The sequence below is a fragment of the Halostella sp. PRR32 genome, from assembly GCF_034808085.1.
Classification (GTDB): domain Archaea; phylum Halobacteriota; class Halobacteria; order Halobacteriales; family Natronoarchaeaceae; genus Halostella; species Halostella pelagica.
In genome coordinates this window covers 1-19,314 of the sequence record NZ_JAXHGL010000004.1, presented here as the reverse complement: position 1 = coordinate 19,314, position 19,314 = coordinate 1, and the positions used below count along the sequence as shown (strand labels likewise).

At 59.4% G+C, this 19,314-nt stretch carries 19 protein-coding genes; 5 read left to right on the top strand and 14 right to left on the bottom strand.

Annotated features, from left to right (window positions below; genetic code table 11):
- Positions 1-19 precede the first annotated feature (19 nt).
- Entirely contained in the window at positions 20-160 is a 141-nt protein-coding gene (locus SM753_RS14245; RefSeq protein WP_161972958.1) for a hypothetical protein, read from the bottom strand.
- 5 nt (positions 161-165) lie between these two features.
- Complete coding sequence (locus SM753_RS14240; RefSeq protein ID WP_135536093.1) at positions 166-1,452, bottom strand: sodium-dependent transporter; 1,287 nt, start codon at positions 1,450-1,452, stop codon at positions 166-168.
- 276 nt (positions 1,453-1,728) lie between these two features.
- Between SM753_RS14240 and SM753_RS14235 the strand changes: the two genes are divergently transcribed.
- A complete protein-coding gene (locus SM753_RS14235; RefSeq protein ID WP_323192101.1) occupies positions 1,729-2,520 on the top strand; it encodes an IclR family transcriptional regulator in 792 nt (263 codons plus the stop codon).
- 156 nt (positions 2,521-2,676) lie between these two features.
- On the opposite strand, the gene SM753_RS14230 is transcribed toward SM753_RS14235, so the two are convergent.
- Positions 2,677-3,276 carry a hypothetical protein gene (locus tag SM753_RS14230; protein ID WP_323192100.1) on the bottom strand — a complete coding sequence of 200 codons (600 nt, stop codon included), beginning with the start codon at positions 3,274-3,276 and terminating at the stop codon, positions 2,677-2,679.
- Between the two features lie 504 nt (positions 3,277-3,780).
- Here SM753_RS14230 and SM753_RS14225 point away from each other — a divergent pair.
- Positions 3,781-4,485, top strand: a complete 705-nt coding sequence (locus SM753_RS14225) for a helix-turn-helix domain-containing protein (protein ID WP_323192099.1) — start codon at positions 3,781-3,783, stop codon at positions 4,483-4,485.
- 26 nt (positions 4,486-4,511) lie between these two features.
- Here the strand turns inward: SM753_RS14225 and SM753_RS14220 are convergent, their stop codons facing one another.
- The 7 genes from SM753_RS14220 to SM753_RS14190 all read right to left on the bottom strand — a co-directional run bounded on the left by SM753_RS14220 (position 4,512) and on the right by SM753_RS14190 (position 13,702).
- Entirely contained in the window at positions 4,512-5,504 is a 993-nt protein-coding gene (locus SM753_RS14220) for a hypothetical protein (protein WP_323192098.1), read from the bottom strand.
- Entirely contained in the window at positions 5,494-6,840 is a 1,347-nt protein-coding gene (locus SM753_RS14215) for an ABC transporter ATP-binding protein (RefSeq protein ID WP_323192097.1), read from the bottom strand. Before SM753_RS14215 ends, SM753_RS14220 begins: the two co-directional genes overlap by 11 nt.
- Complete coding sequence (locus SM753_RS14210; protein WP_323192096.1) at positions 6,837-7,862, bottom strand: ABC transporter ATP-binding protein; 1,026 nt, start codon at positions 7,860-7,862, stop codon at positions 6,837-6,839. Before SM753_RS14210 ends, SM753_RS14215 begins: the two co-directional genes overlap by 4 nt.
- On the bottom strand, positions 7,862-8,737 hold the full coding sequence (locus SM753_RS14205) for an ABC transporter permease (RefSeq protein ID WP_323192095.1): 876 nt from the start codon (positions 8,735-8,737) through the stop codon (positions 7,862-7,864). The genes SM753_RS14210 and SM753_RS14205 overlap by 1 nt, the downstream gene beginning before the upstream one ends.
- Positions 8,738-8,775: 38 nt before the next feature.
- Positions 8,776-9,759 carry an ABC transporter permease gene (locus SM753_RS14200; RefSeq protein WP_138798866.1) on the bottom strand — a complete coding sequence of 328 codons (984 nt, stop codon included), beginning with the start codon at positions 9,757-9,759 and terminating at the stop codon, positions 8,776-8,778.
- Positions 9,760-9,806: 47 nt separating this feature from the next.
- Positions 9,807-11,513 (bottom strand): ABC transporter substrate-binding protein, encoded by a 1,707-nt coding sequence (locus SM753_RS14195; protein ID WP_323192094.1) that lies wholly within the window; start codon positions 11,511-11,513, stop codon positions 9,807-9,809.
- A gap of 188 nt (positions 11,514-11,701) precedes the next feature.
- Positions 11,702-13,702 (bottom strand): CocE/NonD family hydrolase, encoded by a 2,001-nt coding sequence (locus SM753_RS14190; RefSeq protein ID WP_323192093.1) that lies wholly within the window; start codon positions 13,700-13,702, stop codon positions 11,702-11,704.
- A gap of 516 nt (positions 13,703-14,218) precedes the next feature.
- On the opposite strand from SM753_RS14190, the gene SM753_RS14185 reads away from it, so the two are divergent.
- Together SM753_RS14185 and SM753_RS14180 are read left to right on the top strand one after the other, a co-directional pair.
- Positions 14,219-15,328: an amidohydrolase family protein gene (locus SM753_RS14185; protein ID WP_138798863.1), complete on the top strand. Its 1,110-nt coding sequence runs from the start codon at positions 14,219-14,221 to the stop codon at positions 15,326-15,328.
- Positions 15,325-15,819 (top strand): Rieske (2Fe-2S) protein, encoded by a 495-nt coding sequence (locus tag SM753_RS14180; protein WP_323192092.1) that lies wholly within the window; start codon positions 15,325-15,327, stop codon positions 15,817-15,819. The genes SM753_RS14185 and SM753_RS14180 overlap by 4 nt, the downstream gene beginning before the upstream one ends.
- Before the next feature lie 6 nt (positions 15,820-15,825).
- Here the strand turns inward: SM753_RS14180 and SM753_RS14175 are convergent, their stop codons facing one another.
- Positions 15,826-16,236, bottom strand: a complete 411-nt coding sequence (locus SM753_RS14175) for an EamA family transporter (protein ID WP_237561347.1) — start codon at positions 16,234-16,236, stop codon at positions 15,826-15,828.
- 127 nt (positions 16,237-16,363) lie between these two features.
- Here SM753_RS14175 and SM753_RS14170 point away from each other — a divergent pair, with 127 nt between their 5' ends.
- The gene (locus tag SM753_RS14170) at positions 16,364-17,599 is read left to right on the top strand and encodes a saccharopine dehydrogenase NADP-binding domain-containing protein (RefSeq protein ID WP_323192091.1); all 1,236 of its coding nucleotides are present in this window, start codon (positions 16,364-16,366) and stop codon (positions 17,597-17,599) included.
- 65 nt (positions 17,600-17,664) lie between these two features.
- On the opposite strand, the gene SM753_RS14165 is transcribed toward SM753_RS14170, so the two are convergent.
- The 3 genes from SM753_RS14165 to SM753_RS14155 all read right to left on the bottom strand — a co-directional run.
- Positions 17,665-18,435, bottom strand: coding sequence for an IclR family transcriptional regulator (locus tag SM753_RS14165; protein WP_135536106.1), 771 nt, complete (start codon positions 18,433-18,435; stop codon positions 17,665-17,667).
- Positions 18,436-18,606: 171 nt separating this feature from the next.
- On the bottom strand, positions 18,607-18,807 hold the full coding sequence (locus SM753_RS14160) for a hypothetical protein (protein ID WP_135536107.1): 201 nt from the start codon (positions 18,805-18,807) through the stop codon (positions 18,607-18,609).
- Positions 18,808-19,074: 267 nt separating this feature from the next.
- Positions 19,075-19,314: aldehyde dehydrogenase family protein (locus SM753_RS14155; RefSeq protein WP_323192090.1), on the bottom strand; the 240-nt coding region annotated here is incomplete at its 5' end.

The following is a 19,314-nucleotide window of genomic DNA, read 5'->3' as shown; positions in this document are numbered from 1 at the left end:
CCGATACAGTGAGCAACCCTTACATGACCCGTTCGTCCTCACCGGGTTCGTGCTCCCGGGTGTGTTTGACCATTCTGTAGAGTCCCCACACGAAGGGAACCACGGTAATCGTTAGTACTCCGACCGCCGTCAGTATCACCTGTGTAGTGCTTGCTGCCATTGTGATCACCCGAGTACGTCCCACGCGTACGCTGCGAGGATTCCGGCCGGATAGATGTACTTCCCCCAGTAGAAGAACCAGTCACCGAGTTCGGTTCCCGGTCCTTCGTTGATCTGTTCGAGCGCTTGGCGGCCGTCGTAAGCCCAGAACAGGCCAAGCGGGGCGAGCAGTGCTGCAAGCGGCCCCGTGTAGAGCACGATCGTGGTGAGAGTGTCGAAGAGTTCCGACGACATCGCGGTCGGGATCGCCACGACGGCCACTATCAGTACCAGGATCGGCGTGACCACTTTGCGTGGCAGTCCGAAGTGGTATTTGAGGGAGTCGACGGGAACTTCGAGGATCGACAACCCGGTCGAGATCGCCGCGAGTGCCGCCGCGAGGAAAAACCCGGTCACGATCAGCGTCGAGCCGGGGAGCTGTTGTGCGATCGCCGGAAGCGAAATGAACAGGAGTCCGGGACCGGAAGCGTTCGGTTCGACGCCGACAGCGAGTGCAGCGGGGAAGATGGCAAAGCCGGACAGTAGCGCGATAGTCGCGTTCCCGAACGTAGTCGTGATGGCTGCCGAGACCGTATCCGCCTTCTCACTGAGGTAGCTCCCATAGACGATCATCGGCGCACCAGCCAGGCTGGCCGTGAAGAAGGCCTGTGCCATCGCGTTCAACACGACTCTCGTCGTTAGCTTGCTGAAATCAGGGACCAGATAGAACCTGAGGCCCTCGAGACTTCCCGGTAACAGGACACTCCGTATGCCCAGTAACACCAGGAGTATGAACAGCAAGCCGATCATCAACTTCGTCGCTGGTTCGATACCTTTCTCGATACCGAAGTAGACGATAGACCCGATGATCGCCAGGGCGAGCACGGCGAAGACAGCCGATTGTAGCCCCGAATTCACCGTTCCGAAGAACGCACCGGGTTCAGCCCAGAACTGTTCGTTTGCCGGCGCGCCGATGTAACGGAGCGTCCAGCCCGCGATGCTCGCGTAAAAGATGAGTACGACGAGCGGACGGAACCCCGGAATCAGTCCGATATACTTGCCGAACGGCATCCCGAGTTCTTCGTACGCGCCCGCGGGGCCCTGCTGGGCGATCCGGCCTGTGTTGAATTCGATCACGAGCCCAGTCCACACGAAACTGAACGTGAAGATGAAGTAGGGGATCAGGAAAGCCGCCCCGCCGTTCTGACCGACCAACATCGGGAACAACCAGATGTTCCCGAGGCCGACGGCCGATCCGATCGCGCCTGCGACGAGTCCGAGTTCCGATGACCACCGTTCTCTTACATTTGACATGGTATCACCTAGTGTGACATGTGCTATGATTAACCCTCTGTATAAAAATCTATCATATAATTTCGATCAACACAGGGTGTGTGTTTACCAATACCATCGGTGAATTCGTGCTGTCTCCGTCCCCGTAGTCTACAGGGATTCGGGACGTGACGACTGGATAGAGTCACGTCTCACTGGGTGTCAACTGACGGTGGACCAACTGATCTCACCGAGCGGACTATCCTACCGTATTTGATAATGCCAAATATTATGGTTGGTCACCTGGTAATAGTAGCCATGTCTCCAGGTGGGCGCAGAATCAAAGCACTCGAAACGGCGTTCGAAATACTAGCAGTGCTGAAAGAGAACGGGCAAATGAGCCTCGCCGAGTTGAGTGAGCAGGTAGACGTGACGAAAGGCACCGCTCACACCCACCTGATGACGTTACAGCAAAACGATCTGGTCGAGCAGGCGGGTGAACGGTATCGGCTGGGAACCGGGTTCATAACTTACGGTGCCCACGTCAAGAACCGGCAGTTGGTCTTCCAAGCCGGGAAAGACCCTGTGCGGCAACTCGCGCTCAAAACGGGCGAGATATGCGAGATCGCGACAGAATACGACGGCAAGTGCGTCCTGCTCCATCGGTTCTACGGCGAGAACACGATCAACAGAGAGTACCAGCAAACGAGTTTCGAACAGCACAGATATCTTCACTACGGTGCGACCGGCAAATCGATGCTCGCACAGATGTCCCCCGAACGGGTGGACCGGATAGTGGACCGGTACGGGCTACCGGCTCAAACGAACAAGACGATCACCGATAGAGGGACGCTGTTCGACGAACTCGAACGCATACGCGAACGGGGGTATGCGTACAACGACGAGGAAGAGATCCACGGTATCCGAGCAGTCGGCACACCGATCCTCAGTACGGACGGGGATTGTTTAGGTGCGATCTGTGTCGCCGGACCGGGAGGCCGTATCGACGACGAACGGTTCACCGAGGCGTTCCCGAACCTCGTCGCGGAAGCGCGGAGCCTGATCGAAGCCAACGTCCAGACGAACGAATTCGACGTTTTCACCGCTTGAAAGCCCTGGTCAGGTGTTTGATTCTGTCAAACAGCAGTTCCTGGTTTCCGGTAGCGTGAGTAGTACAACGCCGGTTGCCTTTCACCGACGGAGTGGCGCGACCTCACGCGAGACCCGACTGGGACTCTGCCGCAAGGTCACTTATCGGGCACTGGTCTATACCCCGAGCCACTCGTCGTCCCGGATCTGATACCCGTTTTCCCGACAGTACTTCGCTGCTTGCCGGCGCAGGGCTCGGGAGTCGGGGAGCGCTTCCTTGTCCCGGATCTGCCCGACTACCCAGTCACTGATAGCCTGGATCCCTTCGTCGTCGTCATCGGCGTCGATCGCTTTGAGCTCCCGGAACGTCTTCTCGTATGCGTCACGCTGTGACCCGCTGAGATCCGCGTTCTGGAGCGTATCGCTGGCTTCGACGACCTGTTTCACGGCTGCGGCGACTGTCGGCCGTTGAATGCGCATTCGGACGGAACCGGGGGAGTCGAACGACTCCTCGTCCGAGTCCGGTACCAGTTCCTCGACGGTGTAGGCTCTGTCATCCGATTCGATCTCGCGGTCACCGACCATCGCGACGACTTCAGTTCCCGTCGCGGGGAACTCTATTGATCCGAGTTCCCGCTCTATATCGTCGACCGTTTCCGCTTCGATCGGCGGCTCCGTTTCGTCGCCGCGCTCCAGTTCCGAGGCGATGTCGCGTTCTCGCTGCCGCCTCTCGGCGTCGTGTGCTTGCTTGTCTCGGCCTTTTTTGTTGTCCGCCATCCAAGAGTATAGGCACTCTAATCGGATAATGTTATGGTCAGGTAAGGCGACCGCTCTCAAACGCGATCAGCGTACACATCGAGCCGGATTCGTCGGTCAACACCTGGGACGGCGGCCGGTCGATCATTATCCGACCGGCGCTTCCGACGGACGGGAGGTAGCGTCGATCAAAACCGAGTCCGGGCGCTCGAACCAGCCCGACGAGTCAGGCTACACTACCGGGTAAGAAGGGACAGTAAGACGGCAACTCCGCCGTATTCCGTCGTCCCATGGACCGATATTCACGGCAACGGAGCCGAAGTTTACGTCGAACGAAACAGCGCCGTGTTCGCTGATAGGTTCTGTCCGGCGGCCTACTACCCTTTTAGAGTTGGTATCACCCAACCGATCGACCGTCAGTAGCATCCGGCCGATCGACCGATGGTGATATCAGCGGAGCGGTACACCGTACCGAGACTTGCTGCAATGTATTCCTTTATACAGGCTGCACCACTGTGACCGAACATGAACTCACCCGAGGAACCGACTCGAAACCGAGCCCTACTACAGGTCTGGCACTCGGATTGCTGGGGTATCACCGCCGCAGCGGAAACGGACGCTGAGATGCTCATGCACCGTGTTCATCGTATTTCTGATGGAACTGCAAAAGGGCACTTCACCGTGTTCGATACGGAGTCCAACGAAATAGAGGCCTTCATTGACGCGGTGAGACGGTCGGAGTTCACTGAAACAGTGACTATCCTGCCGAGCCAGCAGTTGGAGTACGAGTCGCTTTTTGGCGTGCCGTCTACCGATATCATCGTCGACTACGACACCGGTCACAGCGTCGGGGACGCACTGATTTCTGAAGGGTTCATCAATCATAGTCCCGTCCACGTGCAGGAAACCGGAGAGCGATGGCCGGTGTTCATCCGAGAGGATCGAGAGGAAATGAGCGCCCGTCTCGACCGGATCCGAGAACGGGTTGACGCGGAGATCGACGTGAACCAGATCATCTCCGGTGACCAGCACCTCAGCCACGAACCGCTTCCGATCCAGTACAACCTCTCGCCGAAGCAAAAGGAGGTGATCAACTTCGCACGACAACAAGGGTACTACGAGTGGCCCCGGGACATTACCGTTCGAGAGATGTGTGCGGAGTTCGGCGTCTCCAAAACGACGTTTCTGGAGCACCTCCGGAAGGCGGAAGCCAAGATAATGGACCCCTGAGCCGGTGAGTCCGGCGTAAAACGGCGTTACTGTTCTCTCTCGAATCGCACCGCCTCAGTCCCGTTTGCAGTTTCGGGACCCTGCGCGAACACCTGCTCGACGCTCCGCGGAAGTCCGCGACGCTCGTCGACGAGTCCCAATGCGACGTAGTATGCGCTGAGTTCCGGGAACGAGTGTAACTCTCCGGTGAGCGTAAACTCGATCGTCGTTTCCGCTTCGAGAGACGTTATCGGGACGAACTCGGTTTCGGAACCCTCCCTCCGCTCCTCCCGGTCGTTCAGTATGCGCACCTGCAGGTCCCCCTCCGACGCAACGTCTGCCTGGGTCCGGAGATACACTTTTGCGCTGAGGGAATCAGGGGTCGACTGATTCGAAACGGCGTGGTCAGCGACCAGTATCACGAGTCGACTCGTGAAGGAACCGGTGTGCAGATGCAGTGCCTCCTCCGCGAAGTCGAGGGCACGCTCGTTTCGACCGGCTAAATGGTTTGTCCAAGCACTCAGCACCTTCGACGCGACTGCATCGTCAGTCGTCGAGGCCTGCTCGCCGGCAGACCGGAAATGTTCGAGTGCATCATCGAACCGGGACTCGGAGAGGAGAGCAACCCCGTGTTCGACAGCACTCTGTACGTCACTAGAGAACCCCAACTCGTCCGGTTTACCCGGATCACATCCCTGTATTACCTGATAGAGCCACACCTCACGCTGATCGAACTCGACCGAAACCGCGTGCTCGACGATGAGACGCACATCGTCTTGCGCTAATGCTTGATAGATGTCACGGACTCCCGAGTCGATCACCCCTTCGACGCTTTCCTGATCTGTGTCGTCGCGGAGTTCGCGGAGAGCCGCTTCGAACTGATCCCGCTGATCCGAATGGAGGGCGTTCCGGTAGGCTTCGGTGACGATGGCCCGTGAGTCCTCGTCGGAGAGGACGGTCCGCTCTTCGGTTACCACGTCCGCTACCGCGTTCGCGAGAACGGTCCCGACCGAGTCGCTGGTAGGATACTTAGTGCTCATCGGCAGTAACTACTGTAGACAGTTGCTGGTCACGTTTCAATTCTTCGTCGTGGAGATGACAGTTGACGCTCCGATGATCGCTAACGTCGGACTCGCTCGGAACCGTGCTTTCACAGATACTGGAGTACGACCGGTCGAGGATTTCGACCGGGTCGTCGTCGGAGAAGACCGCAGAGAGTGCACGGTCTAGGTCGTCCGCGACCTCCGGGGGGATCTGAACCCGGTCGGCCCCCTCGACGTTCGCACGGATCACGTACTCTTCGAGAACGTCCTCTTTTACGTCTTCCTCCGAAACGGGGCTCTCAGTCTGTGACTCTAACTTCGATCGGATCGCGTCGAGGTTTACCTCTCCGGTCTCTAACGAGGCCTTGAGTCGAAGGATACGCCGCCAGAGCTCCTGGTCGTGCGCCCAGTCGTCCGGCGGAATGACTTTCGGACACCGCGGATGGAACCGACAGCCCGACGGCGGGTCTATCGGAGTCGGGACGTCCCCCTCCAGCGTGATGTTGTCCCGCTCGACGGTCGGGTCGGGGATCGGGATACTCGAAACGAGTACCTCCGAATAGGGATGTTTCGGATCCTCGAACAGCGTCGCTGTCTCCGCTCGCTCGACTATCTCCCCCAGATACATGACCGCGACGCGGTCGCAGATCTGACGGACGATAGAGAGGTTGTGCGAGATAAACAGCATCGTGAGGCCCATCTCCTCCTGTAGTTCGTTGAGGAGATTCAGGATCTGCATCTGGACGCTCACGTCGAGCGCCGACACCGGTTCGTCAGCGACGATGACCTGTGGTTCGACCGCGAGAGCACGCGCGATCGAGATCCGCTGGCGCTGTCCGCCGCTGAACTCGTGCGGATATCTGTCGAGATGCTCGCTATCCAGGCCGACTCGTTCTATCAGTTCCCGCGCACGCTGATCGCGGTCCTCGCTCGACTCGCCGATACCGTGAACCTTCATCGGCTCGACGACCGTTTCGCGAACCGTGTACCGGGGGTTCAGCGAGGAGAACGGGTCCTGGAACACCATCTGTGCCTCGCTGCGGAACGAGCGAAGTTCGCGATCGCTGAACTCCGTGACGTCCGTCTCGCGATATCGAACGCTGCCGTCGGTGGGCTCGGTGAGCCTTAACACCGACCGAGCGAGAGTGCTTTTCCCGCAGCCGCTCTCCCCGACCAAGCCGAGAGTTTCGCCTTCCTGGATCGTGAGGTCGACCCCGTCGACTGCGCGGACGGTCTTTACCTCCTGGTCAGGTCGGAGCCGGGTTAGCAGGCCCTGGTTCTCGTAAAAGTGTTTCTGCAGGTCGTCCACCGTGAGTATTGGTTCGTCAGTCATTCGGGATCCTCCCAGAGACAGGCGCTGTAGTGATCGGTTTCGACCTCCTGCAACCGCGGATCGGTCGCCTGACACTCCTCGGTAGCGTACTGGCACCGCGGGGCGAAATTACAGCCGTCCGGAGGGTCTGCGAGGTCCGGAACTTCACCCTCGATCGAAGTCGGGGACACGTCCGTTCGGCGCGGGTCGGGAACGCAGTCAAGCAGGCCTTTCGTGTACGGATGTCTCGGGTCACGGAAGATGTCCTCGACATCACCGTATTCGACGATGCGGCCGGCGTACATCACCGCGACCCGGTCGCAGACCTGCGCGACGACGCCCAGGTTGTGGGTGATTAGCAACACGCCCATGTCGCGCTGCTCGTTGAGTTTCTCGATGAGGTCGAGCGTCTGTGATTCTATCGTCACGTCGAGTGAGGTGGTCGGCTCGTCCGCGATGAGCAGGTCCGGTTCACAGGCGAGCGCCATCGCGATCATCGCCCGCTGTGCCATTCCGCCGCTGAACTGATGGGGGTACGAGTCGACGCGGTCCTCAGCGCTCGGGATACCGACCTGTTTCATCAGCTCCATAGCGCGTTCACGCGACGCCGCCTCACTCATATCCTCGTGAACGCGGAGCGGTTCCCCGACCTGCCAGCCGATATCGAACACCGGATTGAGCGCGGACATCGGCTCCTGAAATATCATCGAGATGTTGTTCCCGCGGATGTTCCGGAGTTCCTCTTTGGATGCGGTGACGAGGTCAGTGCCGTTGAATCGTACTTCCCCGTCGTGGATGTAGCCCGGCGATTCGAGGAGTTGCATTATCGACAGAGAGGTAGCGCTTTTCCCGCAGCCGCTCTCCCCGACGATACCGAGGATTTCACCCTCCCGAACCTCCAGTGAGACACCGTCTACGGCTCGAACGGCCCCGTCCTCCGTATCGAAGCGGGCTTCCAGATTCCGCACGGAAAGCAACGCGTCGTCGTCGTGGGTGACGCGGTCCGCTTCCGCCTCTGACTCGTTGTTTTCGGTCGACGCCATCACGCACCACCTCCGGTTTCAGTTTCCGACCGCGGATCGAACTCGTCTTGGAGTCCGTCACCGAGGATGTTGAACGCGAGTACCGTTATCATGATCGCGATCCCCGGAAACACCGATATCCACCACTCGCCGGGCAAGTACTGTCGGCCGTTGGCGATCATCATCCCCCACGTCGGTCGGGGCGGCTGAACTCCGAGGCCGAGGAAGGAAAGCGACGCCTCGAGGATGATCGCGGTCGCTACGTGATACGTCGACTGCACGATTACGGGGGTGAACGCGTTCGGAAGGATATGCTTGACCAGTATTGAGGCGTTTCCGAGACCGGTGTTCTCGGCCGCTTCGACGTACTCTTCCTCTTTCACCGAGAGCACGCTACCCCGTATGATCCGGGCGTACTGCGGCGAGTAGACTATCGCGACGACCGCGATGACGTTTACCAGTCCGGCTCCGATCGCCCCGACGATCGCTAACCCCAGCACCAACGCGGGGATGGAGATGACGACGTCCATGGACCGCATGATGAACTCGTCGGTCCAGCCGCCGAGATATCCTGCGATACTACCGAGCGGCACTCCGATCAGGACTGCGATCGCGACGGCGACAACTCCAACAGCGAGTGACGCTCGCGTCCCGAAGATGAGCCGCGAGAGTATGTCACGACCCATGAGGTCTGCTCCGAGCGGGTGGGCGAGAGTCGGCCCCTGTAGGGATGCCTCGTAATGGAGCGCTGCCGGGTCGTAGGGAGCCAGTATCGGCGCGAAGATCGCGGTGTTTACGATGCCGAACACGATCCAAAACGAGATCCTCGCACTCGCATCGAGCTGTCTGTACGTATCGGCGAACTGGTTGTACTTCTCCCGAAGCGGTTCAACCATCGTCCCTCGGTCTATGGTAATGTCCGTCATATGCTGGATCAGTTGTATTTTATCCGCGGGTCGAGGTACGCGTACAGCAGGTCGACGACGAGATTCGCGACGACGAACACTGCCGCGACGAACAGCAGTATCCCCTGTATCAGCGGCAGGTCCTTGTCGATGACCGCCTGATAGAGCAGTCGGCCGATGCCCGGCCACTGAAACACCTGTTCGACGACGACGGACCCGTTGAACAGGAACCCGATCTGGATACCGAGGACGGTCACGATCGGAATCAGGGCGTTTCTGAACGCGTGTATCGATACGATGACGGACTCTTTGACGCCTTTGGACCGAGCCGTCTGGATGTACTCCTCGTTGAGTACGTCGACCATCGTCGAACGCGTCATACGTGCGGTCAACGCCGCGTATCCCACGCCAAGCGTAACTCCTGGCGCAGCGACGTACTGGAGCCACTCGATGAGGCTATCACTGGGAGGGACGTACCCACCCGCCGGTATCAACGCGAATCCGAAGAGTTGCTTCCAGAACAGCGCGAACACGAGAATTATCATTATGCCGAGCCAGAACGCGGGCACGCTGATGCCGACGAACGCGATGATCCGGCTGAAGTGGTCGACGAACGTGTCCTTGTACACCGCGCTGATCACGCCGGACGGGATCGCGATGAACAGTGCGACTAATAAGGCTATAAACGCGAGTTGCGCAGTCGGCCAGATGCGGGACAGGATCAGTTGAGTGACCGGCTCTCCCCGGTTGTACGAATATCCGAGGTCACCCTGAACCGCGTTCGAGAGCCACGACCAGTACTGTACGTAGAGCGGTTCTCCGAGCCCCAGGCGCTGTCGTACCTGCGCGACGTTCGCGGGGGTTCGGGCCTGCGTCGGGAGGATCGCGTTGATAGGATCGCCGGGTGTGAGTTTGATCAGGAGGAAAACTCCGATCGAGACGCCCAGCAGGACGGGGATCCCTAACAGAACCCGTTTGACGAGATAGTTGACGAACCCACTATTTCCAGTCATTATTGGTTTGCTCTGACGGTTTCTATATTAATACGTTTCGCTGCCATCTACTCGTCGATCCACACGTCCTCGAAGCCCATGTACGCCGAGGGCCAAACGCGGAAGTTCCGCACGCTCGAACGATGCCCCTGGATCACGTTCGTCCAGAGCTGGAACAGTTTCGGCATATCGTCGGTGACGATGTTTTGCACTTCGCCGTAGAGGTCTTTCCGTTCGTCGCGGTCGGTCACGTGACGTGCCTCCTCCATTAGCTGGTCCGCTTTCTCGTTCGAGTAATGGGTGTAGTTGAACGCCGCTTCGGAGTGGAACGTACTGTACGTGTAGTCGTCCGCCGAGAAGCCCCACGTGTAGTCGCCGATGAGGGAGTGCCAGTCTGACGAAGCCGGGCCGCTGTTGATCGGTTCCCAGGCGGCGGTTTTCGAGACGGGCTCGACCGTCATATCGATCCCCACCTGCTTGAACTGTTGTTGCAGGATGGTCGCGACGTCGACGTACTTCGGCTGGTTCTCGGGCTCACACTTAAGATCGAACCCGTCTTCGTATCCCGCGTCCGCAAGCAAGCTTTCGGCCTCGTCCACGTCGTTGTCGTACGTCACTGCGGTTTCGTCGTCGTACGCCCAGTGCCACGACGGGAAGAGGCTGTCCGAAACGGTCGCGTGTCCGTCGAACTTGGTCTGGACGATGGCTTCGCGGTTCATCGCGTGCATCATCGCCTTCCGGACGGGCTTTTTCGAGGTCGGTTCGTAGTTCACGATGTTGAGCCACTGGCTCATCCTGGCCGTGCTCGGCTTTTCTCTGACTTCGACGTCGGAACTGGACTGTACCGAGCTTATCTGGGTCGCCGCAACGGATTCGCTCACGTGGATATCTCCCGACTGAAGCTGGGTGTTCCGCACGCTCGCTTCCGGGATCGGCTTGTAGACGACCCGGTCGACGTACGGCAGCTGGTTCCCCTGGTCGTCCGACTTGAAGTAGTTGGGGTTGCGGTCGAAGACGTACTCGGAGCCGGACACCGACTCGTCCGGGTTGTATTTGAACGGACCCGTCGACCAGACTCCGTTCGAAATAGCCCCGAAGTCGCTCCCGTGTTCGTCGACGGCTTCCATGGGAACGATAGTGAACCAGCCGAACGAGGACATCGAGGCCTGTTTGAACAGGAAGGGGGCGTACGGTTCGGCGAGTTCGAATGTGACTTCGTACTCGCCCGTTTTCCGGACCGTCTCCTCCGGATCGATGTCGTCCCCGACGAGCGTCCCGACGTAGTTACCGCGACCGTAGGCACCGTAGTCCTGGTCGAGAATACGACGGTAGTTCGCCACGATGTCGTCTGCCGTTAGTTCGCGGTCGTACGGTTCGTGAAACGTGACGCCTTCCCGTATCGGGACCGTGTACGTTTTCCCGTCGTCGGAGATGGTCGGCATTTCCGCCGCGAGGTCCGGCTGGATCTCCCCAGAACTGTCGACTCTGTAGAGAGAGTTCCCGAGATTTTCGACCATCGTGATGTCCGTCGTCTTCGCGACTTTGTGCGGATGTAGGGTTTCGATGTCGGACTGCATCGCAACGACCAGTTCCCCGCCGCTTTGTTGCTGAGACGGTGCGGTTTTCGTCGCAGTCTCCGTGTCTTCCGAGTTGGTACCGTTGTCCGAAGTGGTACAGCCTGCTAACACGGATCCTGCGCCGGCAGTGACTGCGCCACCGGCCACACGCAGGAACGACCGACGCTCCATGGACTCTTCCCTGCCAGTAGATGGCATAGGATAACAAGAATACTACCACTATATAATTGTTTTCATGTCCTGTGGAGTGTCGGCCTTCTTTCAGACCGTCCTCCGGCGGTTTCTGCCAGTAATACGGTAGCTGGACGGACTGTGAACGCTCTCCGGTCGGTGAATGGACCGTTAGAGACTGTATCAGTAGCGGTGTCTCGTGACCCGAAAGCGATTCACTCGTTGCCCATTCTCGTCCACGTCTCGTCGAAGATCCGAGTGCCGTCTCGCGTGATTGTGGTTTGTAGCTCGATGATCGTGTCCGAGAGGGAGTTAGAAGCGTGTACCTCTATTACCTCGTCGTCGTATTCCATCGTCATTTCCAACTGGTTGGTAGCACTCCAGCTGGACGGATCGTCGCTCTCGACGGACGCCTCGTACGTTCCAGTCTCGTTGAGACGTACATGAGGCAGATCCAGCGTGTTCTCGAACTCTTTGGTGACGCTTCCGGTGTCGCCCGTTCGCTCTCTGGTCGTCTCCCACGTCACGTCGGAGCGAGTGAGCGCGGACGGCGCGTTCGGTAGGGAGTCGTCCGGGTCCCCCATCTCGATCCGGTTTTGGTCCCGCTTTTCTTCGCCGTAGTACTGGACTGGCAATCGGACGTTCGACGGGTCGTCCGGTGCGGATCGGATCACGAACGATCCGTGTTCCCCCGTCGGTTTCGCGAACGGGAAATACGACGCTGAGATCGCCACGCGGAGCCTGTGACCGTCCTCGAACACGTACGACTTCGGATTCAGCGGTACCTCGATCTCGTACTCCGTCCCGGGTTCAAGCGGGTCGTCTTCGTCGAGACCGTTCCGCCGAGAGGCGCGGAGCGCACCGACCGTGATGGTGTTGGCCGAGCCGTCCGGTGCGACATCGACGAGCCGAACCGCTACCGTCGGGTCCGCGGACGTCGATTCGAGCCGTATCGTCGCCGACCCCGACCCCGTCAGTTTGAGCGGTCGGTCGAACGGGTCCGTTTCGAAGCAGAGGGACCGAGCGTCGTCCCCGTTCGTGTCCTGAGACGGAACGGGAGACCGGTACGGGATAGTCGACTCGATTCCGACAGTTTGGTCGAACTCGTATTCCGTCGCGAGCGGTTCACCTTCGTGCGACGCTGTCGGTTCTGCCCCGTCCGTCGTGAGATCGAACTGTTCGACGCGATACCCCTCCGGCGCGTTCGACGTGGACGGCCACTCGTCTAACCCCTCCCAGACGCCGTCCTCGCCGCGACCGTCGACTTCCGTCCAGGTCTGGACGGTCGCCTCATCGAGCGGGTCTGACCCTTCTCCTTTCAGGAAGTAATCGAACCACTCAGCGACCTGTTCGCGGAAGTTGATCGCCTCTTCGAAGCCTCGATGGGGCATCGTGTGACGCCACGGCCCGAAAAGCAGCCGTTTCGGCGCGTCGATCTGTTCGTAGTAGTCGACGGTGTCCATCGCGTACGGGTCGCGGAACCCGCCCACCGCGAACGTCGGGACGTCGATTTCGCCGACGGGGATATCCTTGTCACCCCAGTAAGCCTCGTCTTTCCGCTCGTGGTCGAAGAACTGGAATATCCAGGGCTTCCGGGAGCGGACGTGGTCGAGCCGTTTTCCCCAGACCTCCGCCCAATCCCCCTCATCGTCACGTTTGCTCCGAGGTTTCACGTCGAGAACCTGCATCAGCGCTAACCAGTCCATGCCGATGGTGAGCAGTTCGTGCAGGCCCCCGTATGTGTAGCTGTTCCGATACCCCATGTAGGGAGTTTCGATCGGGACTATCGCCTCCAAGGCCTCCGGTCGGCGCGCTGCCGCTGCGAGGCTCGTGATCCCGCCGTAGGACTTCCCGTACATCCCGACTGAGCCAGTTGTCCAGTCTTGCGCCGCTAACCACCGAATGATCTCGGCCGCCTCCTCGCCCTCGCGTTCGGCGACGAACATTTCGTCGATGGTCCCGGTCGCACCGCCGGTCCCGACCATGTCGGCGACGACGACTTCGTACCCGCGGCTTGCGAGATACCGGTTCAGCGGGTCGTACGAGCCGTACGTGATCCAGTCGTCCTTGTGGTACGGGACGTACATCAGTAGTGCGGGTGACGGTCCCTCGCACTCGATCGGCTCGTACCGAGTCGCAGCTACCTGTTCAGAATTAACCGGGATCGTGAGGTCCGTGTGACGCCGGACCTCAGATCGTGTATTGTTGTCAATCATACTGTAGATCGAATTCGCTGGGACACTTTCGTGTTACAGAGCGGTGATATCGCACACACCTATTTAAAACTACTTGTCGCCTAGCGGCCAGTCGGTCGATTCTCCAGTGAACCGGTCGACGACGACTTCTCGCAAGGATCTCGGTGTTCGACATATACGTACTGAAATATCGGAATCCAACCACTCATACATAAAAATAATTATCTTTGCGCTCAGTTCCGGTAGATGTCGTCTTCTCACCAGTGATCTCAGGCCCTGAATTACAGTAATACGCCTGTAAATACCTTCGGCCGGCGGCCGTAATAGTATGGTTCGACAATGACGAACAGTCCGTCGGGTTTTTACTCGGCGATACGTCGAACCGCGTTGCGTCAACTGCGGCTACGGTCTCTTTTTGTGGTCGAGATCGGTCTCATACGGCCGTCTGACGGATGCTATCTCCACGTCTCAGGGCGAACAACCGTCAGGTGGTGAAAACTTTTATATTACCTGGGGGAATAGTCGTCCTCGCGGACCATGCCAAACAGTACCTCGACAGCAGTTGATACTCCGGACGGGACGGGTGAGCTCACGCTGGTGGACGCGGACATTCACCAGCGATGGGCCAGTGACGAGGAGATAACGCAGTACCTCCCCGAGCGATACAGGGACGACGGCATCGTCGCACCGACGCTCCTGTACCGAAACCCGGGCGGGTTCTTCCGGCAGGAAGAGATGGGGGAAGACGGATCCAAACCCGGGACGGACCTGGAAGAACTTGCCAGCAGCCACTTCGACGAAAACGATATCGACTACGGAATGTTGACGGGGAACTCCTGGTTCAACCTCGCTGCGCTGCCGAACCGGGACTACGCCGTCGAACTCGCCCGCGCGTACAACAAGTGGCTCGTCGACGACTGCCTGCCGGTCGACGACCGGTTCCTCGGGTCGCTGTACGTCGCACCGAAGGCACCGGAGCAATCGGCCGAACTCATCCGGGAATTCGGCGACCATCCCCAGGTGCGTCAGGTGATGCTCCCCGGCGGTGCGGAGGTTCCTTACGGCCGCCCCCAGTACTGGCCGATGTACGAAGCTGCGGCGGAAATGAATCTCGCGATTGCGGTCCACCCGTTTTCAGAGGGCCACGGAACGAGCAACGCGCCGACGGGAGCGGGCCATCCGAACTCCTACATAGAGTGGCATACGCTTCTCGGCGCGTACTACATGGGTCAGCTCGCAAGCATCGTCACCGAGGGGGTCTTCGTCGAGTATCCCGACCTCCGATGGGCGTTTATCGAGGGAGGGTACGGGTGGGTACCGCACTTCATGTGGCGGTTAGACAAGAACTGGAAGGGACTGCGGTCGCAGGCCCCGTGGCTCGACCAGCCGCCCAGTCAGTACATCCGAGAGAACGTCTGGTTCGCGAGTCAGCCGATCGAGGAGCCGGAAACGGCGGAACAACACAACCAGATCCTGGAGATGATGCACGCGGACGAAATGCTCATCTTCGCCAGCGACTACCCGCACTGGGACGGCGACGACCCGACGTGGGGGCTTCCACCGATGGAGGACTCGCTCGAACGCGCCGTTCGCTACGAGAACGCCGTCGAACTCTGGGATCTGCCAGCCGATCCTACAGACCTATGAGCGAGAAACGATTCGAGATCTGCTCGGCGGACGACCTGCCGCCGGGGGAACGGGTTATCACGACACTCGATGGGTTCTCCGTCGGTGTGTTCAACGTCGATGGGGAGTACTTCGCGCTGAAAAACGACTGTCCCCATCAGCGGGCGCCGCTGTGTGAGGGGAAGCTAACCGGAACGACCGTGTCCGACGAACCGGGTGAATACGAGTGGACCTCCGACGACCAGATCGTTCAGTGCCCGTGGCACGGTTGGGAGTTCGACATTACGACCGGTGAGTCGGTGTTCAACCCCCACAAGGTGAAAGCGAAGACGTTCGAAGCGACGGCCGAAGCTGAGGAGGCCGGTCAGTCCGACGGCGAGAGGGACGTACCCGACCCATCGATGCCCGATGCCGACTGTTCGAGTTGCGGATCCGGTCTCGACGGCAGCGAACCGCCTGTCGACACGTACGACGTCGAAGTCGAACGCGAAACCGTCGTCGTCTACCTGTGACGCTCGTTACTGTGCGAGAAGCACAACTGCCCCGACTGCGAAGGCGATGCCGACCAAATTCAGCCCGGTGAGCGAATCGCCCAGAAAGACCACGCCGAGTAGCGCCGTTCCCACGATGTACATTCCGCTGATGCTCGTGACTATCGTCGCTGAGCCAGCGTCGAGCGCGAGGTAATACGCCACCGTTCCGAGACCGATGCAGAGCCCGGCTATCAGGGAGAACCCGATGCCACGAGGGTCGATCAGCACCGGCGTCTCGCTTTGCAAGTAGAATCCGGCAGCGACAGTTATTGCGCATCCGTACGTGTAGATGACACTCTGTTCGGGCGGGATCGCCTGCGTCGAGAGTTTCGCGAAGAACGCCCACCCTGTGTAGAGCGCCATCGCCGAGACTGCGTACGCGAAGTAATTCCCCATCGTTCCGAGATACGGCAGTCGGTCGCTTTAAAATTGCCTTTGCACCCGGTCGTCCGGTCACTGTTAGCCGTCCAGTGTGGTCGCTGATCACAATATTCAACTAACTCGACGATAGCCAGGTTAGTACATGGCTGGGAAGACTGTCGTGTTAGGCGGGTCAGGAGCGATGACCTCGTCCTGCGTTTACGACCTTTACAAGCACAGTGACTTCGAAGAGATAGTCGTGGCCGACGCGGACGAAACGAACGCGAAGCGGCTGTTAGAACTCATCGACGACGACCGGTTTTCGTTCGAGGCGGTCGACGCTACGGACCCCGAAGACATCGAACGAGTTCTCTCGGGAGCATCGTATCTGGTAAACGGCCTCCCGTACCACTTCGAGGAGAACGTCCTCGAAGCTATCGAATCAGTCGGCGGCATTACCGGCGTCGACCTGAACGCGTTCGAGTTCGACCACGTACTGGGCGAGTCCGACGCCGTCGCGGACGCCGACAGTTCGCTCTGGTTTGCGAACGGGGGGCTCGTGAGCACAATCGCGCTCGGGATGCTGGCCTGTGACCAGTTTGACGATGTCGACGAGGTCAACTTCTACTGGGGAATGTGGCGTCTACTCACCCAGACGACCCCCGGACTAACGGACACCGTGACCTACGAACACGACCCGAACGTCGACGAGCGAGTCGTCTACGAGGACGGGTCGGTCATCACGGATCACCCGCCGTTCGGCGAGCCGCGTGATTTCGAGTTCCCGGAACCGATCGGCGAGCAGGAAACCTATCTTATCACGCACACCGAACCCGTGACGTTTCCCAAAGCGCCCGTCGCACAGGAGACGAACGTCGGCCGCGTCGTGACGCGGGGCGTCTGGCATCACGAGTGGCGGCAGTACGAGGAGACGCTCCACGCGATGAACGCCTTCGACGCCGACCCCGTCGAGGTCGACGGAGCGACTGTCGACCCGCTCGACGCGATGCAACAGCAGATAAAGACCGAAGGCCACGAGGACGAGTGGCGGCCGCCCGAACAACTCTCGCCGAAGACGGACTGGACGCCACAGACCGTTCTCTCGGTGGAGGTGACCGGATCCGTCGACGGCCGGGAGGAAGAGGCAGTGTATCACTTCGAGCAACCGTTCCCGTTTTTCGGCGGCAACGACATCACGCTCATGCGGGAGTACGGCTGTTACGTCGGCGTTCCGCTTTCAGTAACGCTTCAGTTGATGGCCGAAAACGAGGTGGAGTCGGACGGAGTGTTCGTCACTGAAACGAGCGGACTCGACCCGGAGCGGTATTTCGACGAGATGGAGTCACGCGGATTCGAACTAACCGCGGAGACGGTTCCCGGCGAACACGGGAGCGACTGACTGTTGAGTACGCGCCCGAAGCCTCGCGTACGCCTCAGCAGGGGCGTCATGGTTCGATAGAGCGGCTAATTTCTCCCGCTGTAATTTAGCTCTATTATGTTCACCTTCGATAGAAGCTTGTTACTGAGCGTCGATTTGACCTCTGGCTCGGACATATGCCGCTCCGGACCCGTAATGCTGATCCCGCCAAGCGGGGTATCGTCGGGCGTGAGAATGGGTGCGGAGATGGTCGCCATCCCCGAGTGATACTCGCCGTACTCGTAACTCACGCCGTTCTGACGGATTTCTTCGAGTTCCTCTACGAGTTCCTCACGAGTCGTGATCGTTTTCTCGGTGAACTCCGGTAGGCCGTGGCGTTCGATGATGGAATCGATCCGCTCCTCAGGCTGGTAGGCTAAAATGGCTTTCCCGGCACCGGAACAGTGGATGGGAAACCGCATTCCGGCGTTGGTTTCGTATTCGATATCTTCCCGGCTCTGGATCACTTCGAGAGCGACGACCGACCCTTCCTCTTCGACTGCGAAAGAAACCATCTCGTTGCTCAACTCACCGGCCAATCGCCGGAGTTCAGGGATCATGAGGTCGTAGATAGAGACCCGGTCTCGAACCTTGCAGCCGCGGTCTAACCATCGAAGACTCAACCGATAGCTCCCGTCGTCGTTCACGACGTACTCAAGTTGTTCCAAGGTACTCAGGTAGTCGTGGACGACGCTTTTGGGGCGGTCTATCCGTTCAGCGACGGCCGTGACGGTGGCCCCTTCGTTTTCGTGGAGGTCGTTCAATATCTCCTCCATCGTGAGGAGAGCTTTGATCGGCCTGTTTGCCTGAGGTCCCATAGGTAACGGTAGTACATCTCGCCCCTCGTAAATGTTCGTGTATGTCGAACGCCGGCGGTTTCGGTTGCGCCGCGCTCTCCGGTGCCGGGGATCCGTTCACGAGACCGCCGGGTTCGCCCTTCAGACCGGCCGGTTCGTCAGTTCGTCGAAACGAACGACTGATCCACGGGATCACTCCGTTCGCTCGTGTTTCTGACAACCGCTCTGGGTCAGACGGTACACCCCACAGCTGTCAGTTGTGAGGTAGCCTTGCTGAAACAGGCGCATACAGCTCTCTTCAACCATGGACGGGTGCGCATCGGAGCGTTCGATGATAGCCCCGATGTGAAGCGGTTCGTGCCTGTACAGGAGGTCGAGTACGTGTTTTTCCATAAGTACTCACGGCGGCTGTCAGTCCGCCCCCTGTGGGAGATACCAACGGCATTCGGTACAGTGTTCGATACCGCTGACGTACTGGGTGTGTGCATCACAGGTTGGACAGTACTGGTCGATCCCCATTGTGGCTGTCTCCACGTACCAGATCCGGGTATACCCACCCCCGACCATAGTAGGGGGAGGACGGTGTGGTCGAGATACTCTCGGTTCAGACGCTCGTACTCATTGCTCTGCGTGCACGTAAAAGCCGTCAGAGCGGGGCGTTCACTCGTCCTGCGTTGTGATGTCTGCCGAGAGGCCCTGGGCCATTTCGATCTCCTTGGAGTTGTTGAGGGTGAAGGCGGTGCGTTCGGTGACTGCTTCGATGACTTCCCGCGCGCTGGGGTAGCCGTTGCCGGATTTCTTGACGCCGCCGAACGGCAACTGAACCTCCGCGCCGATACACGGCAGGTTCGCGTACGCCAGCCCGATCTCCGCGTGGTCGCGGAACCGGTGGATCTGCCG

Excerpts from the sequence above, each read along its gene's own strand:
- SM753_RS14245 (WP_161972958.1), bottom strand. The coding sequence starts at position 160 with ATGGCAGCAAGCACTACACAGGTGATACTGACGGCGGTCGGAGTACTA.
- SM753_RS14240 (WP_135536093.1), bottom strand. The coding sequence starts at position 1,452 with ATGTCAAATGTAAGAGAACGGTGGTCATCGGAACTCGGACTCGTCGCA.
- SM753_RS14235 (WP_323192101.1), top strand. The coding sequence starts at position 1,729 with ATGTCTCCAGGTGGGCGCAGAATCAAAGCACTCGAAACGGCGTTCGAA.
- SM753_RS14230 (WP_323192100.1), bottom strand. The coding sequence starts at position 3,276 with ATGGCGGACAACAAAAAAGGCCGAGACAAGCAAGCACACGACGCCGAG.
- SM753_RS14225 (WP_323192099.1), top strand. The coding sequence starts at position 3,781 with ATGAACTCACCCGAGGAACCGACTCGAAACCGAGCCCTACTACAGGTC.
- SM753_RS14220 (WP_323192098.1), bottom strand. The coding sequence starts at position 5,504 with ATGAGCACTAAGTATCCTACCAGCGACTCGGTCGGGACCGTTCTCGCG.
- SM753_RS14215 (WP_323192097.1), bottom strand. The coding sequence starts at position 6,840 with ATGACTGACGAACCAATACTCACGGTGGACGACCTGCAGAAACACTTT.
- SM753_RS14210 (WP_323192096.1), bottom strand. The coding sequence starts at position 7,862 with ATGGCGTCGACCGAAAACAACGAGTCAGAGGCGGAAGCGGACCGCGTC.
- SM753_RS14205 (WP_323192095.1), bottom strand. The coding sequence starts at position 8,737 with ATGGTTGAACCGCTTCGGGAGAAGTACAACCAGTTCGCCGATACGTAC.
- SM753_RS14200 (WP_138798866.1), bottom strand. The coding sequence starts at position 9,759 with ATGACTGGAAATAGTGGGTTCGTCAACTATCTCGTCAAACGGGTTCTG.
- SM753_RS14195 (WP_323192094.1), bottom strand. The coding sequence starts at position 11,513 with ATGCCATCTACTGGCAGGGAAGAGTCCATGGAGCGTCGGTCGTTCCTG.
- SM753_RS14190 (WP_323192093.1), bottom strand. The coding sequence starts at position 13,702 with ATGATTGACAACAATACACGATCTGAGGTCCGGCGTCACACGGACCTC.
- SM753_RS14185 (WP_138798863.1), top strand. The coding sequence starts at position 14,219 with ATGCCAAACAGTACCTCGACAGCAGTTGATACTCCGGACGGGACGGGT.
- SM753_RS14180 (WP_323192092.1), top strand. The coding sequence starts at position 15,325 with ATGAGCGAGAAACGATTCGAGATCTGCTCGGCGGACGACCTGCCGCCG.
- SM753_RS14175 (WP_237561347.1), bottom strand. The coding sequence starts at position 16,236 with ATGGGGAATTACTTCGCGTACGCAGTCTCGGCGATGGCGCTCTACACA.
- SM753_RS14170 (WP_323192091.1), top strand. The coding sequence starts at position 16,364 with ATGGCTGGGAAGACTGTCGTGTTAGGCGGGTCAGGAGCGATGACCTCG.
- SM753_RS14165 (WP_135536106.1), bottom strand. The coding sequence starts at position 18,435 with ATGGGACCTCAGGCAAACAGGCCGATCAAAGCTCTCCTCACGATGGAG.
- SM753_RS14160 (WP_135536107.1), bottom strand. The coding sequence starts at position 18,807 with ATGGAAAAACACGTACTCGACCTCCTGTACAGGCACGAACCGCTTCAC.